The sequence below is a fragment of the Mesorhizobium sp. 1M-11 genome, from assembly GCF_001303895.1.
Classification (GTDB): domain Bacteria; phylum Pseudomonadota; class Alphaproteobacteria; order Rhizobiales; family Rhizobiaceae; genus Mesorhizobium.
Map to the genome: position 1 here is coordinate 254,832 of NZ_LJSD01000075.1, position 16,630 is coordinate 271,461.

Annotated in this window: 19 protein-coding genes; 15 read left to right on the forward strand and 4 right to left on the reverse strand. The window is 61.6% G+C overall.

All coding sequences use genetic code 11. The features are described 5' to 3' along the window. Positions 1-46: 46 nt before the first annotated feature. Positions 47-1,237: a low temperature requirement protein A gene (locus AO692_RS30655; protein WP_054313799.1), complete on the forward strand. Its 1,191-nt coding sequence runs from the start codon at positions 47-49 to the stop codon at positions 1,235-1,237. A 120-nt stretch (positions 1,238-1,357) separates the two neighbouring features. Here the strand turns inward: AO692_RS30655 and AO692_RS30660 are convergent, their stop codons facing one another. Beyond that, positions 1,358-3,070, reverse strand: a complete 1,713-nt coding sequence (locus AO692_RS30660) for a GGDEF domain-containing protein (protein WP_161808152.1) — start codon at positions 3,068-3,070, stop codon at positions 1,358-1,360. Between the two features lie 453 nt (positions 3,071-3,523). Between AO692_RS30660 and AO692_RS30665 the strand changes: the two genes are divergently transcribed. The 3 genes from AO692_RS30665 (at position 3,524) to AO692_RS30675 (ending at position 5,998) form a co-directional block, all read left to right on the forward strand. After that, entirely contained in the window at positions 3,524-3,889 is a 366-nt protein-coding gene (locus AO692_RS30665) for a hypothetical protein (protein ID WP_054313801.1), read from the forward strand. Positions 3,890-4,118: 229 nt separating this feature from the next. Further along, entirely contained in the window at positions 4,119-4,472 is a 354-nt protein-coding gene (locus tag AO692_RS30670) for a DUF2934 domain-containing protein (RefSeq protein ID WP_244483558.1), read from the forward strand. 323 nt (positions 4,473-4,795) lie between these two features. Then, complete coding sequence (locus AO692_RS30675) at positions 4,796-5,998, forward strand: aromatic ring-hydroxylating dioxygenase subunit alpha (protein ID WP_054313802.1); 1,203 nt, start codon at positions 4,796-4,798, stop codon at positions 5,996-5,998. A 42-nt stretch (positions 5,999-6,040) separates the two neighbouring features. Here the strand turns inward: AO692_RS30675 and AO692_RS30680 are convergent, their stop codons facing one another. Beyond that, positions 6,041-6,907, reverse strand: a complete 867-nt coding sequence (locus AO692_RS30680; protein ID WP_054313803.1) for an AraC family transcriptional regulator — start codon at positions 6,905-6,907, stop codon at positions 6,041-6,043. A gap of 129 nt (positions 6,908-7,036) precedes the next feature. Between AO692_RS30680 and AO692_RS30685 the strand changes: the two genes are divergently transcribed. The 3 genes from AO692_RS30685 (at position 7,037) to AO692_RS30695 (ending at position 9,263) form a co-directional block, all read left to right on the forward strand. Beyond that, entirely contained in the window at positions 7,037-7,969 is a 933-nt protein-coding gene (locus tag AO692_RS30685) for a phytanoyl-CoA dioxygenase family protein (RefSeq protein ID WP_054313804.1), read from the forward strand. Between the two features lie 103 nt (positions 7,970-8,072). After that, positions 8,073-8,960 (forward strand): DMT family transporter, encoded by an 888-nt coding sequence (locus AO692_RS30690; protein WP_161808153.1) that lies wholly within the window; start codon positions 8,073-8,075, stop codon positions 8,958-8,960. Positions 8,961-9,053: 93 nt separating this feature from the next. Further along, on the forward strand, positions 9,054-9,263 hold the full coding sequence (locus AO692_RS30695; RefSeq protein ID WP_054313806.1) for a hypothetical protein: 210 nt from the start codon (positions 9,054-9,056) through the stop codon (positions 9,261-9,263). A 100-nt stretch (positions 9,264-9,363) separates the two neighbouring features. Here the strand turns inward: AO692_RS30695 and AO692_RS30700 are convergent, their stop codons facing one another. Then, on the reverse strand, positions 9,364-10,782 hold the full coding sequence (locus AO692_RS30700; RefSeq protein WP_054313967.1) for an aminotransferase: 1,419 nt from the start codon (positions 10,780-10,782) through the stop codon (positions 9,364-9,366). Positions 10,783-11,114: 332 nt separating this feature from the next. On the opposite strand from AO692_RS30700, the gene AO692_RS30705 reads away from it, so the two are divergent. From AO692_RS30705 to AO692_RS30715, 3 genes are read left to right on the forward strand one after another with little or no spacing between them, the layout of a single operon-like run. Continuing rightward, on the forward strand, positions 11,115-12,035 hold the full coding sequence (locus tag AO692_RS30705) for an ABC transporter permease (protein WP_054313807.1): 921 nt from the start codon (positions 11,115-11,117) through the stop codon (positions 12,033-12,035). Beyond that, on the forward strand, positions 12,032-12,862 hold the full coding sequence (locus tag AO692_RS30710) for an ABC transporter permease (protein WP_054313808.1): 831 nt from the start codon (positions 12,032-12,034) through the stop codon (positions 12,860-12,862). The genes AO692_RS30705 and AO692_RS30710 overlap by 4 nt, the downstream gene beginning before the upstream one ends. Before the next feature lie 37 nt (positions 12,863-12,899). Beyond that, positions 12,900-13,973 (forward strand): ABC transporter ATP-binding protein, encoded by a 1,074-nt coding sequence (locus AO692_RS30715; protein WP_054313809.1) that lies wholly within the window; start codon positions 12,900-12,902, stop codon positions 13,971-13,973. Between the two features lie 9 nt (positions 13,974-13,982). On the opposite strand, the gene AO692_RS30720 is transcribed toward AO692_RS30715, so the two are convergent. Further along, positions 13,983-14,303 carry a metalloregulator ArsR/SmtB family transcription factor gene (locus AO692_RS30720; protein ID WP_054313810.1) on the reverse strand — a complete coding sequence of 107 codons (321 nt, stop codon included), beginning with the start codon at positions 14,301-14,303 and terminating at the stop codon, positions 13,983-13,985. 51 nt (positions 14,304-14,354) lie between these two features. Between AO692_RS30720 and AO692_RS30725 the strand changes: the two genes are divergently transcribed. From AO692_RS30725 to AO692_RS30745, 5 genes are all read left to right on the forward strand, one after another. Next, the gene (locus tag AO692_RS30725) at positions 14,355-14,837 is read left to right on the forward strand and encodes an SRPBCC domain-containing protein (protein ID WP_054313811.1); all 483 of its coding nucleotides are present in this window, start codon (positions 14,355-14,357) and stop codon (positions 14,835-14,837) included. 18 nt (positions 14,838-14,855) lie between these two features. Further along, positions 14,856-15,248: a VOC family protein gene (locus AO692_RS30730; RefSeq protein WP_054313812.1), complete on the forward strand. Its 393-nt coding sequence runs from the start codon at positions 14,856-14,858 to the stop codon at positions 15,246-15,248. Between the two features lie 45 nt (positions 15,249-15,293). Then, positions 15,294-15,656, forward strand: coding sequence for a hypothetical protein (locus tag AO692_RS30735; RefSeq protein ID WP_054313813.1), 363 nt, complete (start codon positions 15,294-15,296; stop codon positions 15,654-15,656). Between the two features lie 91 nt (positions 15,657-15,747). Continuing rightward, a complete protein-coding gene (locus tag AO692_RS30740; protein ID WP_054313814.1) occupies positions 15,748-16,218 on the forward strand; it encodes an SRPBCC family protein in 471 nt (156 codons plus the stop codon). Positions 16,219-16,232: 14 nt separating this feature from the next. Continuing rightward, positions 16,233-16,592 (forward strand): VOC family protein, encoded by a 360-nt coding sequence (locus AO692_RS30745; protein ID WP_054313968.1) that lies wholly within the window; start codon positions 16,233-16,235, stop codon positions 16,590-16,592. Positions 16,593-16,630 lie beyond the last annotated feature (38 nt).

The following is a 16,630-nucleotide window of genomic DNA, read 5'->3' on the forward strand; positions in this document are numbered from 1 at the left end:
GCGGGTCGGTGTTCAATTTGGCGTTGTCTTTTTCGAGGGGAGTGAGATGACCGGGAACCATGCTCTGCTGCGGCGCCGTGACGGCCACCATGCGCGCGTCACCTTCGAGGAGCTGTTCTTCGATCTCGTCTATGTCTTCGCCGTCACCCAGCTCAGCCACGAGCTGTTGACGAACCTGACGCCGACCGGGGTCATCGAAACCCTGATCCTGTGGTTCGCGGTCTGGCTCGGCTGGCAGTATACGTGCTGGTTCACCAACTGGTTCGACCCCGAGACACCGCGCATCCGCGGTGCGCTGTTCGCGGTGATGCTCGCGGCGCTAGTCATGGCCTCGGCCATACCGGGGGCCTTCGGTGATCGCGGCCTGGTCTTTGCGCTCGCCTATGTCGCAATACAGGTCGGCCGCACGGCTTATGTCGTCTGGGAACTGGGAGCGAACCATCCGCTTTCCGCCAACTACCGGCGCATGCTCGGCTGGCTTTCGATCGCGGCGGTGTTCTGGATCGCCGGGGCCTTTGCCGAACACTGGACCCGCGCGGGGCTATGGGCAATAGCGATCGCCTGTGAGTATCTGTCGCCGATGTTCGGCTTTGCCCTGCCCGGGTTGGGCCGTTCGAGGACAAGCGACTGGACCATCGAGGGCGGGCACCTGGCGGAACGCTGCCAGCTGTTCGTCATCGTGGCGCTCGGCGAAACCTTGCTTGCAACGGGCGCAACGCTGGGGCGTGCGGAGGTATGGGAACCCGCCGTGCTTTCGGCCCTGCTCGCCACCTTCCTCGGCACGCTGGCGATGTGGTGGCTGTATTTCGGTACGTCGAGCAAGGACGCCACCGAAACCATCACCCATTCCGACGATCCTGGCCGGCTCGGCGCCTATTTCCACTATATCCATGCCGTCCTGATCGGCGGGATCATCGCCACGGCCGTCGGCAACGACCTGGTGCTCGCCCACCCACATGACGGATTGAAGACGGCCTATGCGCTGACACTGTGCGGCGGGCCGGCGATCTATCTTCTGGGCAGCGCCATCTACAAGAAGGTGGTGTATGGCACCGTGCCGGTTTCCCACATAGCCGCTATCGCAGCGCTCGCGGCGCTGTTTCCCGTCGCATTCGGCGTGGATCTTCTGACCATGGGGCGGCTGACCACCATCGTCATGCTGGCCGCAAGTCTCTGGGAGAACCGGTTGGCAAACCGACGCCGTGCAACACATGACGCCCAGAAAGCGATGCACTGAGCTTGCTCGACGTGCGGCTCTCGAGCGATCCCAGGAAAAGTGTGTAACGGTTTTCCGTCCGGAATTGCGAATAAACAAAAGTTAGAGCGTTTCCGCGTTTCCGTGAAAAACGGAAACGCTCTAGGCTCGCATGCGTTCGCTATCCTTGCCGCTGGCTCTACCGGCCATGGTGGCGGGCGCAATTGAGACACGGTTGCGGCCGTCCGACTTCGCCCGGTAGAGCGCCTTGTCCGCGCGCTCCACCAGATGGCGCCAGTCGCGCGGTCCCCGCTTGCCGCAGGCGACGCCGAAGCTGGCAGTGATGGCAATCTGACGACCCTCGGAGAGGGTGAACCGATGGTCCTGCAACTTGCCGCGAATGGTTTCAGCGAGGTGCCCGGCCTGGTCGATGTCCGAACAGGAAAACAGCAGGGCGAATTCTTCACCGCCGAAACGGGCTACGACACAATCGATCGGTACTTCCCGCTTCAGAAGCCTGGCCGTCTCGACCAACACGCGGTCACCCGCGAGATGGCCATGCGTATCGTTGATGCCCTTGAAGTGGTCTATGTCGATCATGATCAGACCCAGCGCATCCTCTGCCGGCAATCCATCGTCGCCATTCTGGGCGATGTAGTCCAGCGTACGCCGGTTCAGCACGCCGGTCAGACCATCCGTCTCCGCCTGCAATCGCAGCTCACTGGTCAGCGATGCGCGCTCACGCATGCGGCCCTGAAGCACGTCGATTGCATCGAACAAACGCGCCATTTCGCCCGCACCGCCGGGATCTGACCTGGCCGCAAGCGGGCGATCCTCCGCCAGACCGATAACCTCCTCGCGTGCCTGCAGCAACGGGCGAAAAACGTCGCGCCGTACCGATAAAAGCACTCCAACCAGTACGCCAAGCACGATCGCGGTCGCCAGCGAGACGGTGGCGAGAAGTCGCAGCGCGGCATCGCGCTCGGCGGCGACCCTGGATACGGTTTTATCAAGAAAGGCTGTCCGATAATCCTCGACCGACTTCATGGTCGGCACAAAGGCTTTGGTCAATTCGACCGCAGTGATGGGATAATCGCTGGAATCCTTGCCCTGCTTGATGATCGCATCGACCATGTCCATGCCGATCCCGAAGAAGAGTGTATCGATGACCGCCTGGTTCCCGGCGAGGTCGGGCATGGCGTTGGGAGCCGTCTGGCCGCGCAGCATGTGCCAGATCTGGTTGATACGCCCCTGATCCCGGCGTGCATCGATGATGTTTTCCAGCGGGATGCGCTGGCGCGTCGCAAGTGGCGCGATCACTTCAGAAGCTATGCGGCCGCCATATTCGCGCAGATCCGCCAGCATCTGGCCGACGAGCACGGGCTCCGACAATCCACTGTCATGGCCGGTCAACTCATTCGCATGCCATGTCACCACCGCGCGAAAACGGTCCGAGGCGGCGAACATCGCTTCGATGGCGTCCTGCATCGCGCGAAGCTTGGCCGGACCGCCCTGGACAGTTGCCGCACGATCGACTTTCGCCCTGGCTGCGGCCAGGCTTTCGGCGACGGCATCGAGGAGTCCGGGCGGAATTGAATGGTCGTGGAGCAGGATCGGCACCTCCGGCTTTGCGGCGAGGCTGGCCAGCGCCGTGTCGCTGCGGGCGCGAAAATCAGCGAGCCGTTTCAAAGCAGTGCCGCTGGGATCCGACATCACATCATTGGCCGGACCGCGTTCAGCCGAAATGAAGTTCGCGGTATCGAGAATCTGGCGGAAATTCTGGATATCGTGATGGTTCTGTCTGGCCTCGGCGAAATCGTTCCAGGCACGCGACAAGATCATGGCGGCCAGCACGGCGGCACACAGAATGGCCACGCCGATGCTCAGCGAAAGCTTTGGGTAGAGGCTTTGATCCCGGTTCGCGACACGCAGCTGTATCGCGCCGAAAGGCCATGTCCGGCCAGTACGGTTCCGAGGGCCAAATGCCGCCGTCGCGGCACCGGGGCTCGCCGCCTGCGTCTGCTGAGAACCAATGTTTGTCATCGAGGGAACGTCTGGAAGTGGACCTGTCTTGGTAGGCGTTTTAGCGACAGTCGCCTGCCGTTTGGTGAAGCCGATTGGTAAACCGGAATAAAACGGCCCAGGCGCTTTTTAATGGCGCAGATATATTTATCTCGTGAATTATATTCATGTTCTCATCGCTATCCTGGAGACCGCCCACATTGCGAACACCAATTGGTCACGAAATGACCCGGTAAGCGGCGGCCTCTGGACTCATTGTCGTATTCTGTTGGCCGGCTAGCGGGGGCTAACCGGAAAGGGAAACCCATGCACAAGGCTTTGTTGCTTGCGGCAAGCATTTCTTTCATCGGCGTCGTGGCGGCGAATGCTCAATCATCGTCGACGCCACAGACACCATCCAATCCCCCGGCAGCGGCACCGAGCGCCGCCCCGAAGATCCAGCGCATCAACGTGGTGGATGTCAGCGAATTGCCACAGGCAACGCAGAAACAGGTCGAGCAGGTGGTTGCGCAAGGCACGGATGACAGCCTCAAGCAATTGCGTAGCAATATCGATGCCGTTCCCGAGGCCAAGGCAGCCCTTAAGGCCAAGGGCTCGACCTCCGCACAGGTCGTTGCCACGAGCATGGGCCAGGATGGCACCTTGACGCTGATCACGAAGAAAAACAGCTAGAGCATTCTTGCTCGGACTGCACAGAACCCCGGCTCCAGCCGGGGTTTTCGTTTTGAACCGGCCGGCACTGCAGGATTGAAGACATCGGCGCTTTCGATCCAAGGAAACACGTCCGATCCATGCACTTGCCACCGTCGCCGCCTTGCGGAAATATGCAGATGTTCAACCTGCGGCTGCGCATGGTTCACTGCGTCGCGCGGGTATGCGTCGAACATCAGGAGAGATGTCCATGGCAGACGACAGGCAAGAACGCATCCGGCAGCGCGCACACGAAATCTGGGAACGCGAGGGCAGGCCGCACGGCTCCCATGAACGCCACTGGCATCAGGCCGCGGGCGAGATCGAAGCCGAGGAGAGCAAGGGCAAGAAGCCGGCACGCACAGCCGGCGCCAAACCTGCCAAGACCGTAGCTCCCGGCAAGGCACCCAAGCCAAAGGCGGCAGCGAAACCTGCCGCCAGGGCAGCTGCCACGGCGAAGGGCAGCGCTACGGCCAAGACCGCGAAACCGGTAGCGAAGGCCGCCGAGTCCAAGTCGACCGCCAAGAAGGCAGCCAAGCCGAAAACGCCTGCCAAGGCCGGATAAGCCAGCGCCATCATTGCCGCTTGCAAGAACGCTTCGGGGGCCCAGCAAGGCCTTCGGGACACGCTGCTGTCATGACGTTTTGCTGAATCGGCCGTTATGGGCCATGCCATCTGAACTGATGACATGGACGGATCGTTCGATCACATTCTTGCACGCAAATCGGCCCGCGTCAGAGCGGGATTAAGTGCCGGGAAAAACGGAGAAATTCCCGCCCAAACGCCGTACGGCTTTCGCATGTGCGAAAGTCTGAAATCCACAAGCCATTGCATTTCAATAATAAATATGCTTTTATTGAATGATTATTCAATAAGAAAGCACGTATTATGAACCCACATTTTCGCGATGTGGCGGTCCCCAACGATTGGGACCGCAGCGGCTTGCCAGGTTGGGCCTACCATTCCGACGCGCTGCTGGAACTGGAGAAGGAACACCTGTTCCGCACCCATTGGCAGATCGCCGGCCACGTCTCCGACGTGCCCAATCCCGGCGATTATCTGACCATGGACGTGGTCGGGGAGCGCGCGCTGATCGTGCGCGGCAAGGACGGCATCGTGCGCGGTTTCCATAATCTGTGCCGGCATCGCGGCAGCCGCGTGGTGGCCGACAACCAGGGCCATTGCGCCAACGCGCTGGTCTGCCCTTTCCATGGCTGGGTCTACAATCTCGACGGCACGTTGCGCGGCGCCGCCCGCCCGCGCTCCTTTCCCGAGCTGGACAAGACCGAATTCGGCCTGAAGCCGCTCGACCTGGAGATCTGGATGGGTTTCATTTTCATCCGTTTCCGCGATAGCGGACCACAACCTGCCGTGGCCGAGCTGCTGAGGCCGATCGAGACGGAGTTCGCGCCCTACCGCGCCGCCGAGATGGTGCCCTCATGGGGCATCTGGACACAGAAAAGTCCGGTGAACTGGAAATCGGTGCGCGACGTCGACAATGAGGGCTATCACGTCGCCATGGCGCATCCGGCGCTGCAGGATCTTTATGGCTCGACTTACTACGACGAGCCGTTCGTCAATGGGCTTTCACGCTCCTTCGCCACTTACAATCCGCATGCCGGCCGCCGCTGGAGCGTGAAGAACTATGTGCGTATCGCCCCGGAACCGCAGCACCTGCCCGATGCGCAGAAGAAGGCCTGGATCTACTACAGCCTGTTCCCCAACTCGGTGATCTCGGTGACGCCGGAATCGGTGCAGTTCTACCAGGAGTTCCCGCTGTCGACCGGCGAGACGCTGCTGCGCGGCGCCATCTACCGCTACGCCGATGAGAGCCGGGAACAGGCCGCGGCGCGCTACCTCGCCTTCCGCATAGACCGCGACACCATGGCCGAGGACGTGCAGCTTTCGGTCTGGTCGAACGAATCCATGCTGTCGGAGGCTTTTGCCGGCTTCTATCTGTCCGACCTCGAATATGGCGTACGCACACACCACGATCATCTGCGGCAGCGACTGCCGGTGCTGTCGCTCGAAACCCAGCCGGCCGAGAAAGACATGGCAGCCCTCAACGACGCCCTGCTCAGCCGCGCATAGCAGGAGCCTGGCGGCCTTCAATCCTCCGGATGTAAACTCGACTTACGACCGCAACCTGAATCTCGTCCGGTAGTCGCGAGGCGACATGCCGCGCAGGCGCCGGAAGTGCCGGTTGAAATTCGCGAGCGAACCGTAGCCGACGGCGCTCGCGATATGCTGGATCGGCTGGCTTGTCCCCGACAGGCGCGCACAGGCATCGCCGATGCGCAGCCGGATGATGTAGTCGGAAATCGTCGCGCGCATGTGCCGGCGAAACAGCCTGTGCGTTCCCGAAACGCTGAGCGCGGCAATGCCGGCAAGTTCCTCCAGGCGGATCTCCTGCGCGTAGGATTGGTGGATATGGGTCAGCACGCGGTCGATACGCCCACTTCCCGCATCCCGCTCGATCGGCACCAGGGCCTCGCTGGAAAGCGGCTCGGCTTCGGCATCGTCCGCCAGCCTGCTGAGGATGGCGAGCATGGCGAGCAGCCGCTGCGGCGCGGGCAATTCGAACAGCCGCTTGAAGTCGTCGGCCAGCGCGATCGCCGATGCCGTCGAGAAGCACAGGCCGGTGCCGGCTCTGGCGACAAGCGCGGCGACTGCGCCAAGTTCCACCGAAGCACTGGTGATCGCTTCGATCCATTCCTGGCGGAACCACACCACCAGCGCGACATGCGGCAAGGCCGGATCCAGTTTTTCCGAAGACGACCATGTGTGCGGCAGGTTAGCACCGACCAGGACCAGATCGATGCCGTCGAAGGTTCCGACATGATCACCGATGAAACGATGACCGCGCGAGTTCAGCGTCAGGGTCAGTTCGAGCTCGGGATGATGGTGCCACTGAAACGGAATGCCGTCGTCGAGCCGGCGGTTCAACATACTCCAGGAGGCGTCCGGGCTGGCTGGCACATGTTCGAGATAGGGCTTCATACGGCGCTGATTATCTCCCAAACGCCAGAATAGTATCGGAAATTGCCGGTGCAGTACAACATCGCTTGGCCAGCTTCTCTATTCTTCCGCTCAAGCCCTTCATCGGGCGCCAGCCAGGGAGAGAACGCCATGCAAGCAGCCGCCGTGAAAGACCACCACCCGACCACCTCGATGACGACGCAGTTGAAGGACATCGAGAAGACGTTGCCGCTACGCGTACTTTCGCAGGACGATTGGCAGCACTGGATCACCAATGGCTACGTGATCGTGCGCCAGGCTGTGCCGGCCGAGAACGTCAAGCGGCTGGTGGACCTCCTGTGGCGGTTCGACGAGAAGGACCCGACCGATCCTTCCACCTGGTATGCGCCGCAGCGGCGCGAGCACAAGATGAAGGAGCTCAACAACACCGGCATGCTGGAAATCTACAATCACCAGTATCTCTGGGACAATCGCATGGAGCGGCGCATCTACGATGCCTTCGTCGACATCTGGGACCGTGAGGATCTGTGGGTGACGATCGACCGCGCCAACCTGAACCCGCCGAAGAAGGTCAAGGGCAATCCCAACGGCTTCATTCACTGGGATGTCGACACCTCTATCCGCCCGCTGCCGATCGGTGTGCAGGGCGTGCTCAGCCTGCAGAAACAGGACGGCGACGTCGGCGGCTTCCAATGCGTACCGAAGCTCTTCTCCGATTTCGAGGCCTGGGAGAAGACCCAGCCTGCCGATCGCGACCCGATGCATCCCGACATGACCGGCCAGGCAACGGTCAACATCGAGATGGAGGCCGGCGACCTGATGATCTTTAACTCGCTGCTTGCGCATGGCGTACGCCCGAACCATTCCGACAACCGCGTGCGCATGGCCCAGTACATTTCCATGCACCCTGCCGAGTGGGACAATCAGGCGGAACGCCAGGAACGCATCCGGCTGTGGCGTGAACTCGACCATCCACAGCGCGACGCCTTCCCGGGCGACCCGCGCGAATGGGAAAAGCACAATGCCGCGACTGCGACCCTGACCCCGCTCGGCGAGAAGCTGCTCGGCCAGGTACCGTGGTAGGTTTTTGATAGGCCCCCTTCCTCTCCCCAGAAGGGGGCTATCCTGAATTTCTGGCTCAATGTGTTTGGCTGTAACGGCATGGGGCTTCGCGCTAGAAGCGACCATGACCGCACCGGCAGGCTTATCTCCGCAGACCAGAGGCATCCTCCTGATGGCCGCGGTGGCCTTTGCCATCCAGATCGTCGACGGATTGGCAAAATATCTGAGTGCCGACTATTCGCCGCTCTTCATCGGCTGGGCGCGTTACGCGGTGGCGTCGATCATCGTGCTGCCCTATGCCTTCGCGCGCCATGGCCGGCACGTGTTTCCTTCTGAACGGCTCGGCGCGCACATGCTGCGCACAATCCTTCTGGTGACAGCGATGTCGCTGTATTTTGTCGCCATCACCTTCATTCCGCTGGCGACCGCCATCAGTGCCTATTTCATCGCACCGATCATCGGCATGGTGCTGTCGGTCATCATCCTCAAGGAGCGCATGACGCCGGTGAAGGGGATCAGCCTGGTGCTCGGTTTCGCCGGCGCCATGGTGATCCTGCAGCCGGGCAGCGCGATCGAACCTGGCATTCTCCTGGCGCTTGCTTCAGGCCTCTCCTTCGCCTTCTATATGATTGTCACCCGCAAGGCCGCGCTGGAAAGCGATCCGCTCAAGACGCTCGCTTTCCAATGCGCCTTCGGCGCGCTGATCCTGCTGCCGCAGGCGCTGTACACCTGGTCGGCACCGGCCTGGACGGACCTCGTCTTTTTCGCCGGGCTCGGCATCTTCTCGCTGATCGGTCATTTCATGCTGATCGTCGCCTTCCGGCTTGCCGAAACATCGGTGCTGGCGCCGCTTGTCTATCTGGAGCTCGTGGGCGCCGCCGTCATCGGCTATGTCGCCTTCAACGAAGTTCCTGGCCCAGCCACCATCGCCGGCGCGGGCCTCATCGTCCTGGCCGGCCTGATCCTGCTCTGGCAGAGCAAGATCGTCAGCGTCGAAGAGCCGGCCGCCTAGGAATAGCCGGGCCCAAATACCCGCCGGCGAAGGGATCCACAAACGCTGCCTGCCATGCCATATTCGGGCACCTCGCAAGGAGACGACGGCGCCATGAACGCATGGTTCTACCTGCTGATCCCCTTCGCAATTGTCGTCGCGATCTTCCTCGGCATCAGATTCCGCAATTCAAGTCGCCGGTTCATGGTGCCGCTCGTCGGCGGCTCCCTGGTGCCCGGCGATGGCGGAGCGCATTTCGGCGGCGACCACCATTCCGGTGGCAGTCATGGTGGTGGCGACAGCGGAGGTGGCGGCGACGGCTAAAGCAATTCCAGCAAAAAATGCGCATCGGTTTTGCGTCCGGAATTACGCAAAACAAAAAAGTTAGAGCGTCTCTGCCGATAAACGCGGAAACGCTCCAACGTTAGCCCTGCCACAGTCCCTCCCGGCGCAGGTCCTCCATCGTGCGCGAAATGCCCTCACGCAGGATCGCCACCATCGCGTCGATCTGCTCGCGCGTGATGATCAACGGCGGCGACATCACACACATGTTGATCAGCGGCCGCACCAGCAGTCCGAGATCATGGCAATGCGCATCGATACGCGCGCCGACCGCCTTGTCCAGCTGCAGCGGGTTCCTGCTTTCACGGTCTGCCACACATTCCACGCAGGCCATCAGCCCAAGGCCACGCACCTCGCCGACCAGCGGCAAGTCTTCCAGCATCTTCAGCTGCGCCTGGAAATAGGGCGCAACGGCACGTGCATGCGCCAATACTTCATCTTCCAGGATATCGAGGTTCTTCAATGCCATCGCACAGCCGGTCGGATGGCTGGTATAGGTCAGCCCATGCGCGAACATCGCATCGGGATGGTTGGAACGGCGCAGTTCCAGCAGAAGCCGTTCGGAAATGACGACGCCGCCAAGCGGGAAATAGCCGGAGGTGACACCCTTGGCGAAGGTGATCATGTCCGGGTCGAGCCCGAACACGTCACCGGAGGCAAAGACATGGCCGAGCCGGCCGAAGGCCGTCACCACCTCGTCTGAAATATAGAGGATATCGTTCTCGCGACAGATTTCACGGATACGCTTCAGATACCCGTCAGGCGGCACGATGACGCCGCCCGAGGCTTGTACGGGTTCGCCGACGAAGGCACCGATCCTGTCCGCGCCGACCGTCGTTATCCTGTCGCGGAATTCCTCCACCAGCAGGTCGGCAAAGGCGCCGACATTCATGCCCTTCGGCCGGCGGAACGGATCGGGCGAAGAAAGCTTCACCACCAGATCGTCGGCGCCGTCCATCCAGTCGCGGTCACGCGGCCGGCCGTTCAGTGAGGCCGCCAGATAGGTCGAGCCGTGATACGCGCCGCCGCGCGACAGGATCAGCTTCTTCTCCGGCCGGCCGCGCACATTGTTGTAGAACTGCATGAAGCGCAGCGCCGTCTCCACCGCGGACGAGCCACCGGTGGTGAAGAAGACATGGCTCAAGTCGCCGGGCGCCGCCGCAGCGATGCGCCGCGCCAGTTCCGCCGAAGGCGCATTCATGGTGTACCAGGGCGTATTGTAGGAAAGCTGCATCGCCTGCTCGTACATCACACGCGCAAGCTCCTCGCGGCGGTGGCCGACATTGGTGCACCACATGCCGGCCGGCCCATCGATCAGCCGCTTGCCGTCACCATCGATGATGTAGATACCGTCGCCGGCGCCGATCAGCGCGCGCGCCTCGGCGCCGACCGAGCCAGCTACCGGCCAGGGCTGCACCAGATGGCTGCGCGCAGTCGCGACGGCATTCTCCTGCGCCTTTGCATCCTGCCGGTTGCCTCTTGCTTCGCGTATCGCAGCCATCATCGCCTCGCTTCCAGCCCTTCCACAAACGCCAAATCCGATAAGCCACTCAAACCGTTGTAAAACGGGGGTTTCGTCATCTTGTTTTGAATGGCCATTCAATCAACATCGCAGAAATATCACTTGATTTCAACCAGCGGATACGCTCATGATGAAGGAAGCCGGCAAGAGGACAGCCGCCGGCACTTTGCATCGATGCACGGGCACAAGGCGGCTGAAACTCGACAACAGAATACGGGAACCACCGGCGCTTGATGGGAAGGCAGCATGGCGGGACGATCCAGGCCGGCGACCGACTGCAACACACCCGGAGCACTGCCCGGAGTGCTCCAATGACGGCAGCCGCGGAAGGGTCGCCGCCGCTGACCGCGGATGGCATCAGACGAAGACCACCGCTTCTGCAATCCGAATCCTTCCAGGGCCTTGCCCTGATCAGCCCGACCCTCCTTTACGCCCTCATCCTGCTGTTGCTGCCGATCCTGGTGGTGTTCGCGCATTCCTTCTGGACGCAGAACTACCTCACCATCGACCACACCTTCACGCTTCAGAACTACCGCACCGCGCTGACCGAGCCGATCTATCTCGACCTGTTGTGGCGCTCGCTTTTCGTGTCGCTTCTGGTGTCGCTGTTCACCGTGGTGCTGGCTTACCCGATCGCCTATTTCATTTCCTTCCACGGCGGCAGCCACAAGGGCCTGTGGCTGTTCCTCATCACCATCCCGTTCTGGACAAGCTATTTGCTGCGCGTGATGTCGTGGAAGGTCATTCTCGGCTACAACGGCGTGCTCAATTCCGGCCTGATGGGACTTGGCCTGATCAGCGAGCCCTCCACCGCCCTGCTCTACAACACCAGCGCCGTCATCATAACGCTGACCCACGCCTGGGCGGCCTTCGCCATCCTGCCGATCTTCGTGTCGCTCGAAAAGGTTGACCGCACGCTGATCGAGGCGGCCAAGGATCTGGGCGACGGGCCGTTGCGTTCATTCCTGCGTGTCACGCTGCCGCTTTCGGCGCCCGGTGTCATCTCTGCGCTGCTCATCGTCATGATCCCGACGGTCGGCGACTATGTCACGCCCAAGCTGGTCGGCGGCAAGGACGGCGTCATGATCGCCAACGCCATCCAGGCACAGTTCGGCAAGGCATCGAACTGGCCATTGGGTGCAGCACTTTCCGTGACAACCATGGTCGTGGTCAGCCTGATGGCGGGTGGCGCCGTTTTCCTTATCCGTGCCGCCGCGAGGCTGGCGCGATGACGACTCTCAGGCGTCTCCTGCCCAGTGGCAATTCCTGGCTTACGGCCTACGCCTTCCTCTATATCGGTTTCCTCTATCTGCCTGTGGTGTTCCTGCCGATCTTCTCGATCAACACCTCGGCTTCGCCGAAATTTCCGCTCGCCGGCACCACGCTGCAATGGTACCGCGACCTGCCAAAGACGCCGGCACTAATCGACGCCGCCTGGAATAGCCTGATCGTCGGCGTCTCGGCTGCCGTGCTTTCCACGACCTTGGGCATCCTCGCGGCCCGCGCCATTACGCGGTATCGTTTTCCCGGCCGGCGGCCGATCCATGGCCTGATCATGGCGCCGCTGGTGCTGCCGGAAGTCATTGTCGCCATCTCCATGCTTCTGGTGATGCTGCAGCTGGGCTTGAGCCTGTCGCTGTTTACTGTCGTGCTCGGCCACGTGCTGATCTGCATCCCCTATTCGATGTCGGTGCTGACTTCCGGTTTCGAAGGGTTCGACCGCAGTCTGGAGGAGGCCTCGGCCGACCTCGGCGAGACCGCATTCGGCACCTTCAGGCGCGTGACCCTGCCGATGGTCACGCCGGCCATCATTTCCAGCCTGCTGGTTTCCTTCACCATCTCGCTCGACGATTTCATCATCGCCTTTTTCCTCACCGGCACCGAGGCGACGTTGCCGATCTACATCTGGGGCCAGTTGCGGTTCGCTGCCAAGCTGCCGGGTGTGTTGGCGCTCGGCACGTTGCTGCTGATCGGCTCCTTCGTGCTTTTGTCCATTGCAGAAATCCTGCGGCGCCGCGCCGCACGGCGCACTCAATCCGAGGGACCGCTGCATGCTTGATCGGCCAACGCCAGACCGCCGTGTTCCCGACCGGCCAATGATAGAGATCCGGGATGTCACCCGTAGCTACGGCGCCTTCAAGGCACTGGACGATTGCAGCCTCACCATTCGCGAGGGCGAATTCTTCTCCCTGCTCGGCCCTTCCGGCTGCGGCAAGACCACGCTGCTCAGGATGATCGCAGGCTTCGACAATCCGACCAGCGGCACGATCGCCGTCGACGGGCAGGAGATGGTCGGCGTGCCCGCCAACCGGCGCCCCACCAACATGGTGTTCCAAAGCTACGCCATCTTCCCGCACCTCAATGTCGAACAGAACGTCGCTTATGGATTGAAGCGGCTGAAGCTCGACCCAGTCGAGGAGAAGCGCCGTGTCGATGAAGTACTCGCCATGGTCTCGCTGAACGGACTTGGCAAACGCGGTGCGCATGAGCTGTCCGGCGGCCAACGCCAGCGCGTGGCGTTGGCGCGCGCGCTGGTGATGCGGCCGAAGGTGCTGCTGCTGGACGAACCGCTGTCGGCACTGGACAAGAAACTGCGTGAGCAGATGCAGGTGGAATTGCGCCGCCTGCAGCAGGCCGTCGGCATCACCTTCATCCTGGTCACGCACGACCAGTACGAGGCGCTCGCCATGTCGGATCGCATCGCTGTGATGTTCGGCGGCCGCATCGCCCAGGTGGCTTCGCCGAAGGAAATGTATCAGCGGCCCGTGAACCGCCAGGTCGCCGACTTCCTTGGCGGCATGAATTTCGTGAAAGCAGAGGTCGTCGAGGAAAACGGCTCCTCCATCACTGTCGACACGCTGGGTTTCGGCCGCGTCACCACCGAAAAGCCGAAGGCTTTCGTCCGCAACGGCGCCGGCGCCACGCTCGGCATCCGGCCGGAGCGGCTGCGCGTGTTGTGGGACAACGCCACCGCCAAATATGAGGTGGCTGGCACGGTGGTCGAGCGGCACTATTTCGGTGAGATTACCCATCTCATCGTCGAGATACCGGGCCTGGAAAAGCCGCTGTCGGTGACCGAAACCAACGACTTCGGCGCCGATGACATTCCGGTTGGTGCCGCCATTCGCCTCGGCTATGACCGCGACGCACTGGTGGCGATGGCGGACTAGAAGCCATCATCACCCCAGATCTGCTTTCAGCCGATCGAGGATGGAGACTGCGTGGGTCGCGTATTCGCTGATCCAGCGGTCATGGATGCGCTTGATCGGCAGCGCATCGAGATGGTTCCAGCGCTCACGACCTTCGCGGCGGGCAACGACCAGCCCCGCATCCTCCAGCACCTTCAGATGCATCATCACCGTGCAACGGTCCATGTCGGCGAATATCTCGCATAAAGTGCCCGTTGTTTTCGGTCCGTCCTTGAGTTCGTCGAGCAAAAGGCGCCGGCGCGGGTGTGCCAACGCCTTGAAAACATGATCGTCTTTCGCTCCGCTTGACATGTTATGTTTTTATAACATGATAAGGGAAATTTCAAGCAGGAGGCTGTGGACATGTCGATTGCAATCAGGGTTTCGGGCCGCATCGGCAAACCTGTCGCCGAGGTCTTCGACGCCGTCGTCAACCCGACCAAGCTCAGCGGCTATTTCACCACCGTGCGCGGTGCCTCCGCGCCACTGGTCGTCGGCACCACCGTGATCTGGTGGGGCGAAATCCCGGTCGATGTCGACGAGGTCGTACCGCAACAGCGGATCGTGCTCCGCTGGGACGGCAGTGGCCCGGACGACAAGCCGGCTTACAAGACCCGAATCGAGATGAATTTCGAACAGCTCGACGATGGCGGCACTTTCGTCACTATTGCCGAGGAGGGTTGGCGCGAGGACGAGGCCGGCCGCAAGCGCTCCTACATCAACTGCGAAGGCTGGTCGCAGATGCTCGCCTGCATGAAGGCATATGTCGAATACGGCATCAACCTGCGTGACGGCTACTACCGTTCCGAAATGAAGGGCGTGCCGGCCAATCCGGACAACATCTGATCCACAGGAGGACATGCCATGGCGACAGCAGCGCCGTTTCTGATGTTCGAAGGCAAGGCCGAGGAAGCACTGACCTTTTACTGCAAGACCATTCCTGGAAGCCGCATCGTCGAGGTGGACCGCTACGGTGCCGGCCAGCCTGGCCCCGAAGGTTCGATCAAGCTGGCACGCGCCGAAATCGCCGGTCTCGAGGTGTTGGCCAGCGACAGCTACGTCAAGCACGCCTTCACCTTTACGCCGTCGGTCTCGCTGTTCGTTACCTGCACCAGCGAGGATGAGCAGTCGCGGATCGTGCAGGACCTTGGCGAGGGCGGCGGAATCCTGATGCCGCTCGACAATTACGGCTTCAGTCGGCGCTTCGCCTGGCTGAACGACCGCTTCGGCGTTTCCTGGCAGATCAACCTGCCCTGATCGCCTCTCTGATCGACCTGAAAAACCTGTTCTGGGGATCCCACTATGACAACGAAGATCGAAGGCGGCATCAACATCGCCATGAAAGTGCCGAGCCATCAATATGCGCCGACCATCGCCTTCTACCGCGATACGGTTGGCCTGACGCCGATCACCGAAAAAGCGCCTGCAATCGGCTTCAAGCTCGGTCCCAACCAACTTTGGATCGACGAGGACGCCACGATGAGCCAGGCCGAGATATGGCTGGAGCTGTTCACGCCCGATTCCTCGGGCGCATTGAAACAACTGGCCGATGCCGGCGTGGTCCGCTGCGATCCGATCGAACCGCTCGGCGACGGTTTCCGCGGCGGCTGGATCATGAATCCCGCCAACGTCGTCCATATGGTGCGTGAACCCGACGCGTGGTGATGTCGCTGACAGTCTGCGCCACATTGCTGGCGCCTTGTCGTCCAGCGGCGATGGCGGGACATAGCGATCTCAAAACAGACGGAGGAACACGATGGAACTGCACAAAGCACCTGTTGCCGAAGTCGGCATGCTGATCCGCAAACCGGCGGCCGAAGTCTATGAAGCCTTCATCGACCCGGCCGTCACCTCGAAATTCTGGTTCACCCATGGCAGCGCGCGGCTCGATGCCGGACGGCAAGTCGAATGGGAATGGCGCATGTACGATTTCAAATCTCCGGTTGAGGTCAGGGAGCTGGTGAAGGGCAGGAAGATCGTCGTCGGCTGGGGTGAACCTGCCACCACGGTGGAATGGACCTTCACGCCGATGCTTGATGACACCGCCACCTTCGTAGCCATCCGCAATTTCGGCTTCCAGGGCGATGCGGACCAACAGGTCAAGACAGCGGTGGACTCGACGGATGGATTTGCGCTGGTTCTCTCAGGCGCCAAGGCCTGGCTGGAACAGGGCATCGTTCTCGGACTGATCGGCGACCGGCATCCAACCGGCGTGCCGTCCGCATAGTGCAAGGCGCGATCATGCAGACGACTTTTCGGGGAATTTTCCTGACGTCAGCGAGCCACGCCGAGACCGCCGACTTCTACCGCCGCGTCGCCGGCCTGCCGCTCGAACAGGTCGGTGCGCAGGGCAGCTATGTCTACTGGCGCCTTGACCGCGACGGTGTTCAGCTGGCGATCCACCAGGCTGAGGCCTTTGCCGCTCACACCCACCCGCCTTTATCCGGTTCGAACCTGACGCATCTCTATTTCAAGATCGATGACCGGCAAGCCTTTCTCACGCGCTTGAAGGAGCTCGGCATCGAACCCTTCGCGACAGACGATGTCGTCGTCACCGTCGAGGATCCCGACGGTCGCAAGGTCATGTTCGGCACGGCTTGAAGACCTTGCCCACCTCCGTGGGAGACGGGCAGGGCACG

What these genes read in the sequence shown, in the direction of transcription:
- AO692_RS30655 (WP_054313799.1), top strand. Translation starts at nt 47, where the DNA reads ATGACCGGGAACCATGCTCTGCTGCGGCGCCGTGACGGCCACCATGCG.
- AO692_RS30665 (WP_054313801.1), top strand. Translation starts at nt 3,524, where the DNA reads ATGCACAAGGCTTTGTTGCTTGCGGCAAGCATTTCTTTCATCGGCGTC.
- AO692_RS30670 (WP_244483558.1), top strand. Translation starts at nt 4,119, where the DNA reads ATGGCAGACGACAGGCAAGAACGCATCCGGCAGCGCGCACACGAAATC.
- AO692_RS30675 (WP_054313802.1), top strand. Translation starts at nt 4,796, where the DNA reads ATGAACCCACATTTTCGCGATGTGGCGGTCCCCAACGATTGGGACCGC.
- AO692_RS30680 (WP_054313803.1), bottom strand. Translation starts at nt 6,907, where the DNA reads ATGAAGCCCTATCTCGAACATGTGCCAGCCAGCCCGGACGCCTCCTGG.
- AO692_RS30685 (WP_054313804.1), top strand. Translation starts at nt 7,037, where the DNA reads ATGCAAGCAGCCGCCGTGAAAGACCACCACCCGACCACCTCGATGACG.
- AO692_RS30690 (WP_161808153.1), top strand. Translation starts at nt 8,073, where the DNA reads ATGACCGCACCGGCAGGCTTATCTCCGCAGACCAGAGGCATCCTCCTG.
- AO692_RS30695 (WP_054313806.1), top strand. Translation starts at nt 9,054, where the DNA reads ATGAACGCATGGTTCTACCTGCTGATCCCCTTCGCAATTGTCGTCGCG.
- AO692_RS30700 (WP_054313967.1), bottom strand. Translation starts at nt 10,782, where the DNA reads ATGGCTGCGATACGCGAAGCAAGAGGCAACCGGCAGGATGCAAAGGCG.
- AO692_RS30705 (WP_054313807.1), top strand. Translation starts at nt 11,115, where the DNA reads ATGACGGCAGCCGCGGAAGGGTCGCCGCCGCTGACCGCGGATGGCATC.
- AO692_RS30710 (WP_054313808.1), top strand. Translation starts at nt 12,032, where the DNA reads ATGACGACTCTCAGGCGTCTCCTGCCCAGTGGCAATTCCTGGCTTACG.
- AO692_RS30715 (WP_054313809.1), top strand. Translation starts at nt 12,900, where the DNA reads ATGATAGAGATCCGGGATGTCACCCGTAGCTACGGCGCCTTCAAGGCA.
- AO692_RS30720 (WP_054313810.1), bottom strand. Translation starts at nt 14,303, where the DNA reads ATGTCAAGCGGAGCGAAAGACGATCATGTTTTCAAGGCGTTGGCACAC.
- AO692_RS30725 (WP_054313811.1), top strand. Translation starts at nt 14,355, where the DNA reads ATGTCGATTGCAATCAGGGTTTCGGGCCGCATCGGCAAACCTGTCGCC.
- AO692_RS30730 (WP_054313812.1), top strand. Translation starts at nt 14,856, where the DNA reads ATGGCGACAGCAGCGCCGTTTCTGATGTTCGAAGGCAAGGCCGAGGAA.
- AO692_RS30735 (WP_054313813.1), top strand. Translation starts at nt 15,294, where the DNA reads ATGACAACGAAGATCGAAGGCGGCATCAACATCGCCATGAAAGTGCCG.
- AO692_RS30740 (WP_054313814.1), top strand. Translation starts at nt 15,748, where the DNA reads ATGGAACTGCACAAAGCACCTGTTGCCGAAGTCGGCATGCTGATCCGC.
- AO692_RS30745 (WP_054313968.1), top strand. Translation starts at nt 16,233, where the DNA reads ATGCAGACGACTTTTCGGGGAATTTTCCTGACGTCAGCGAGCCACGCC.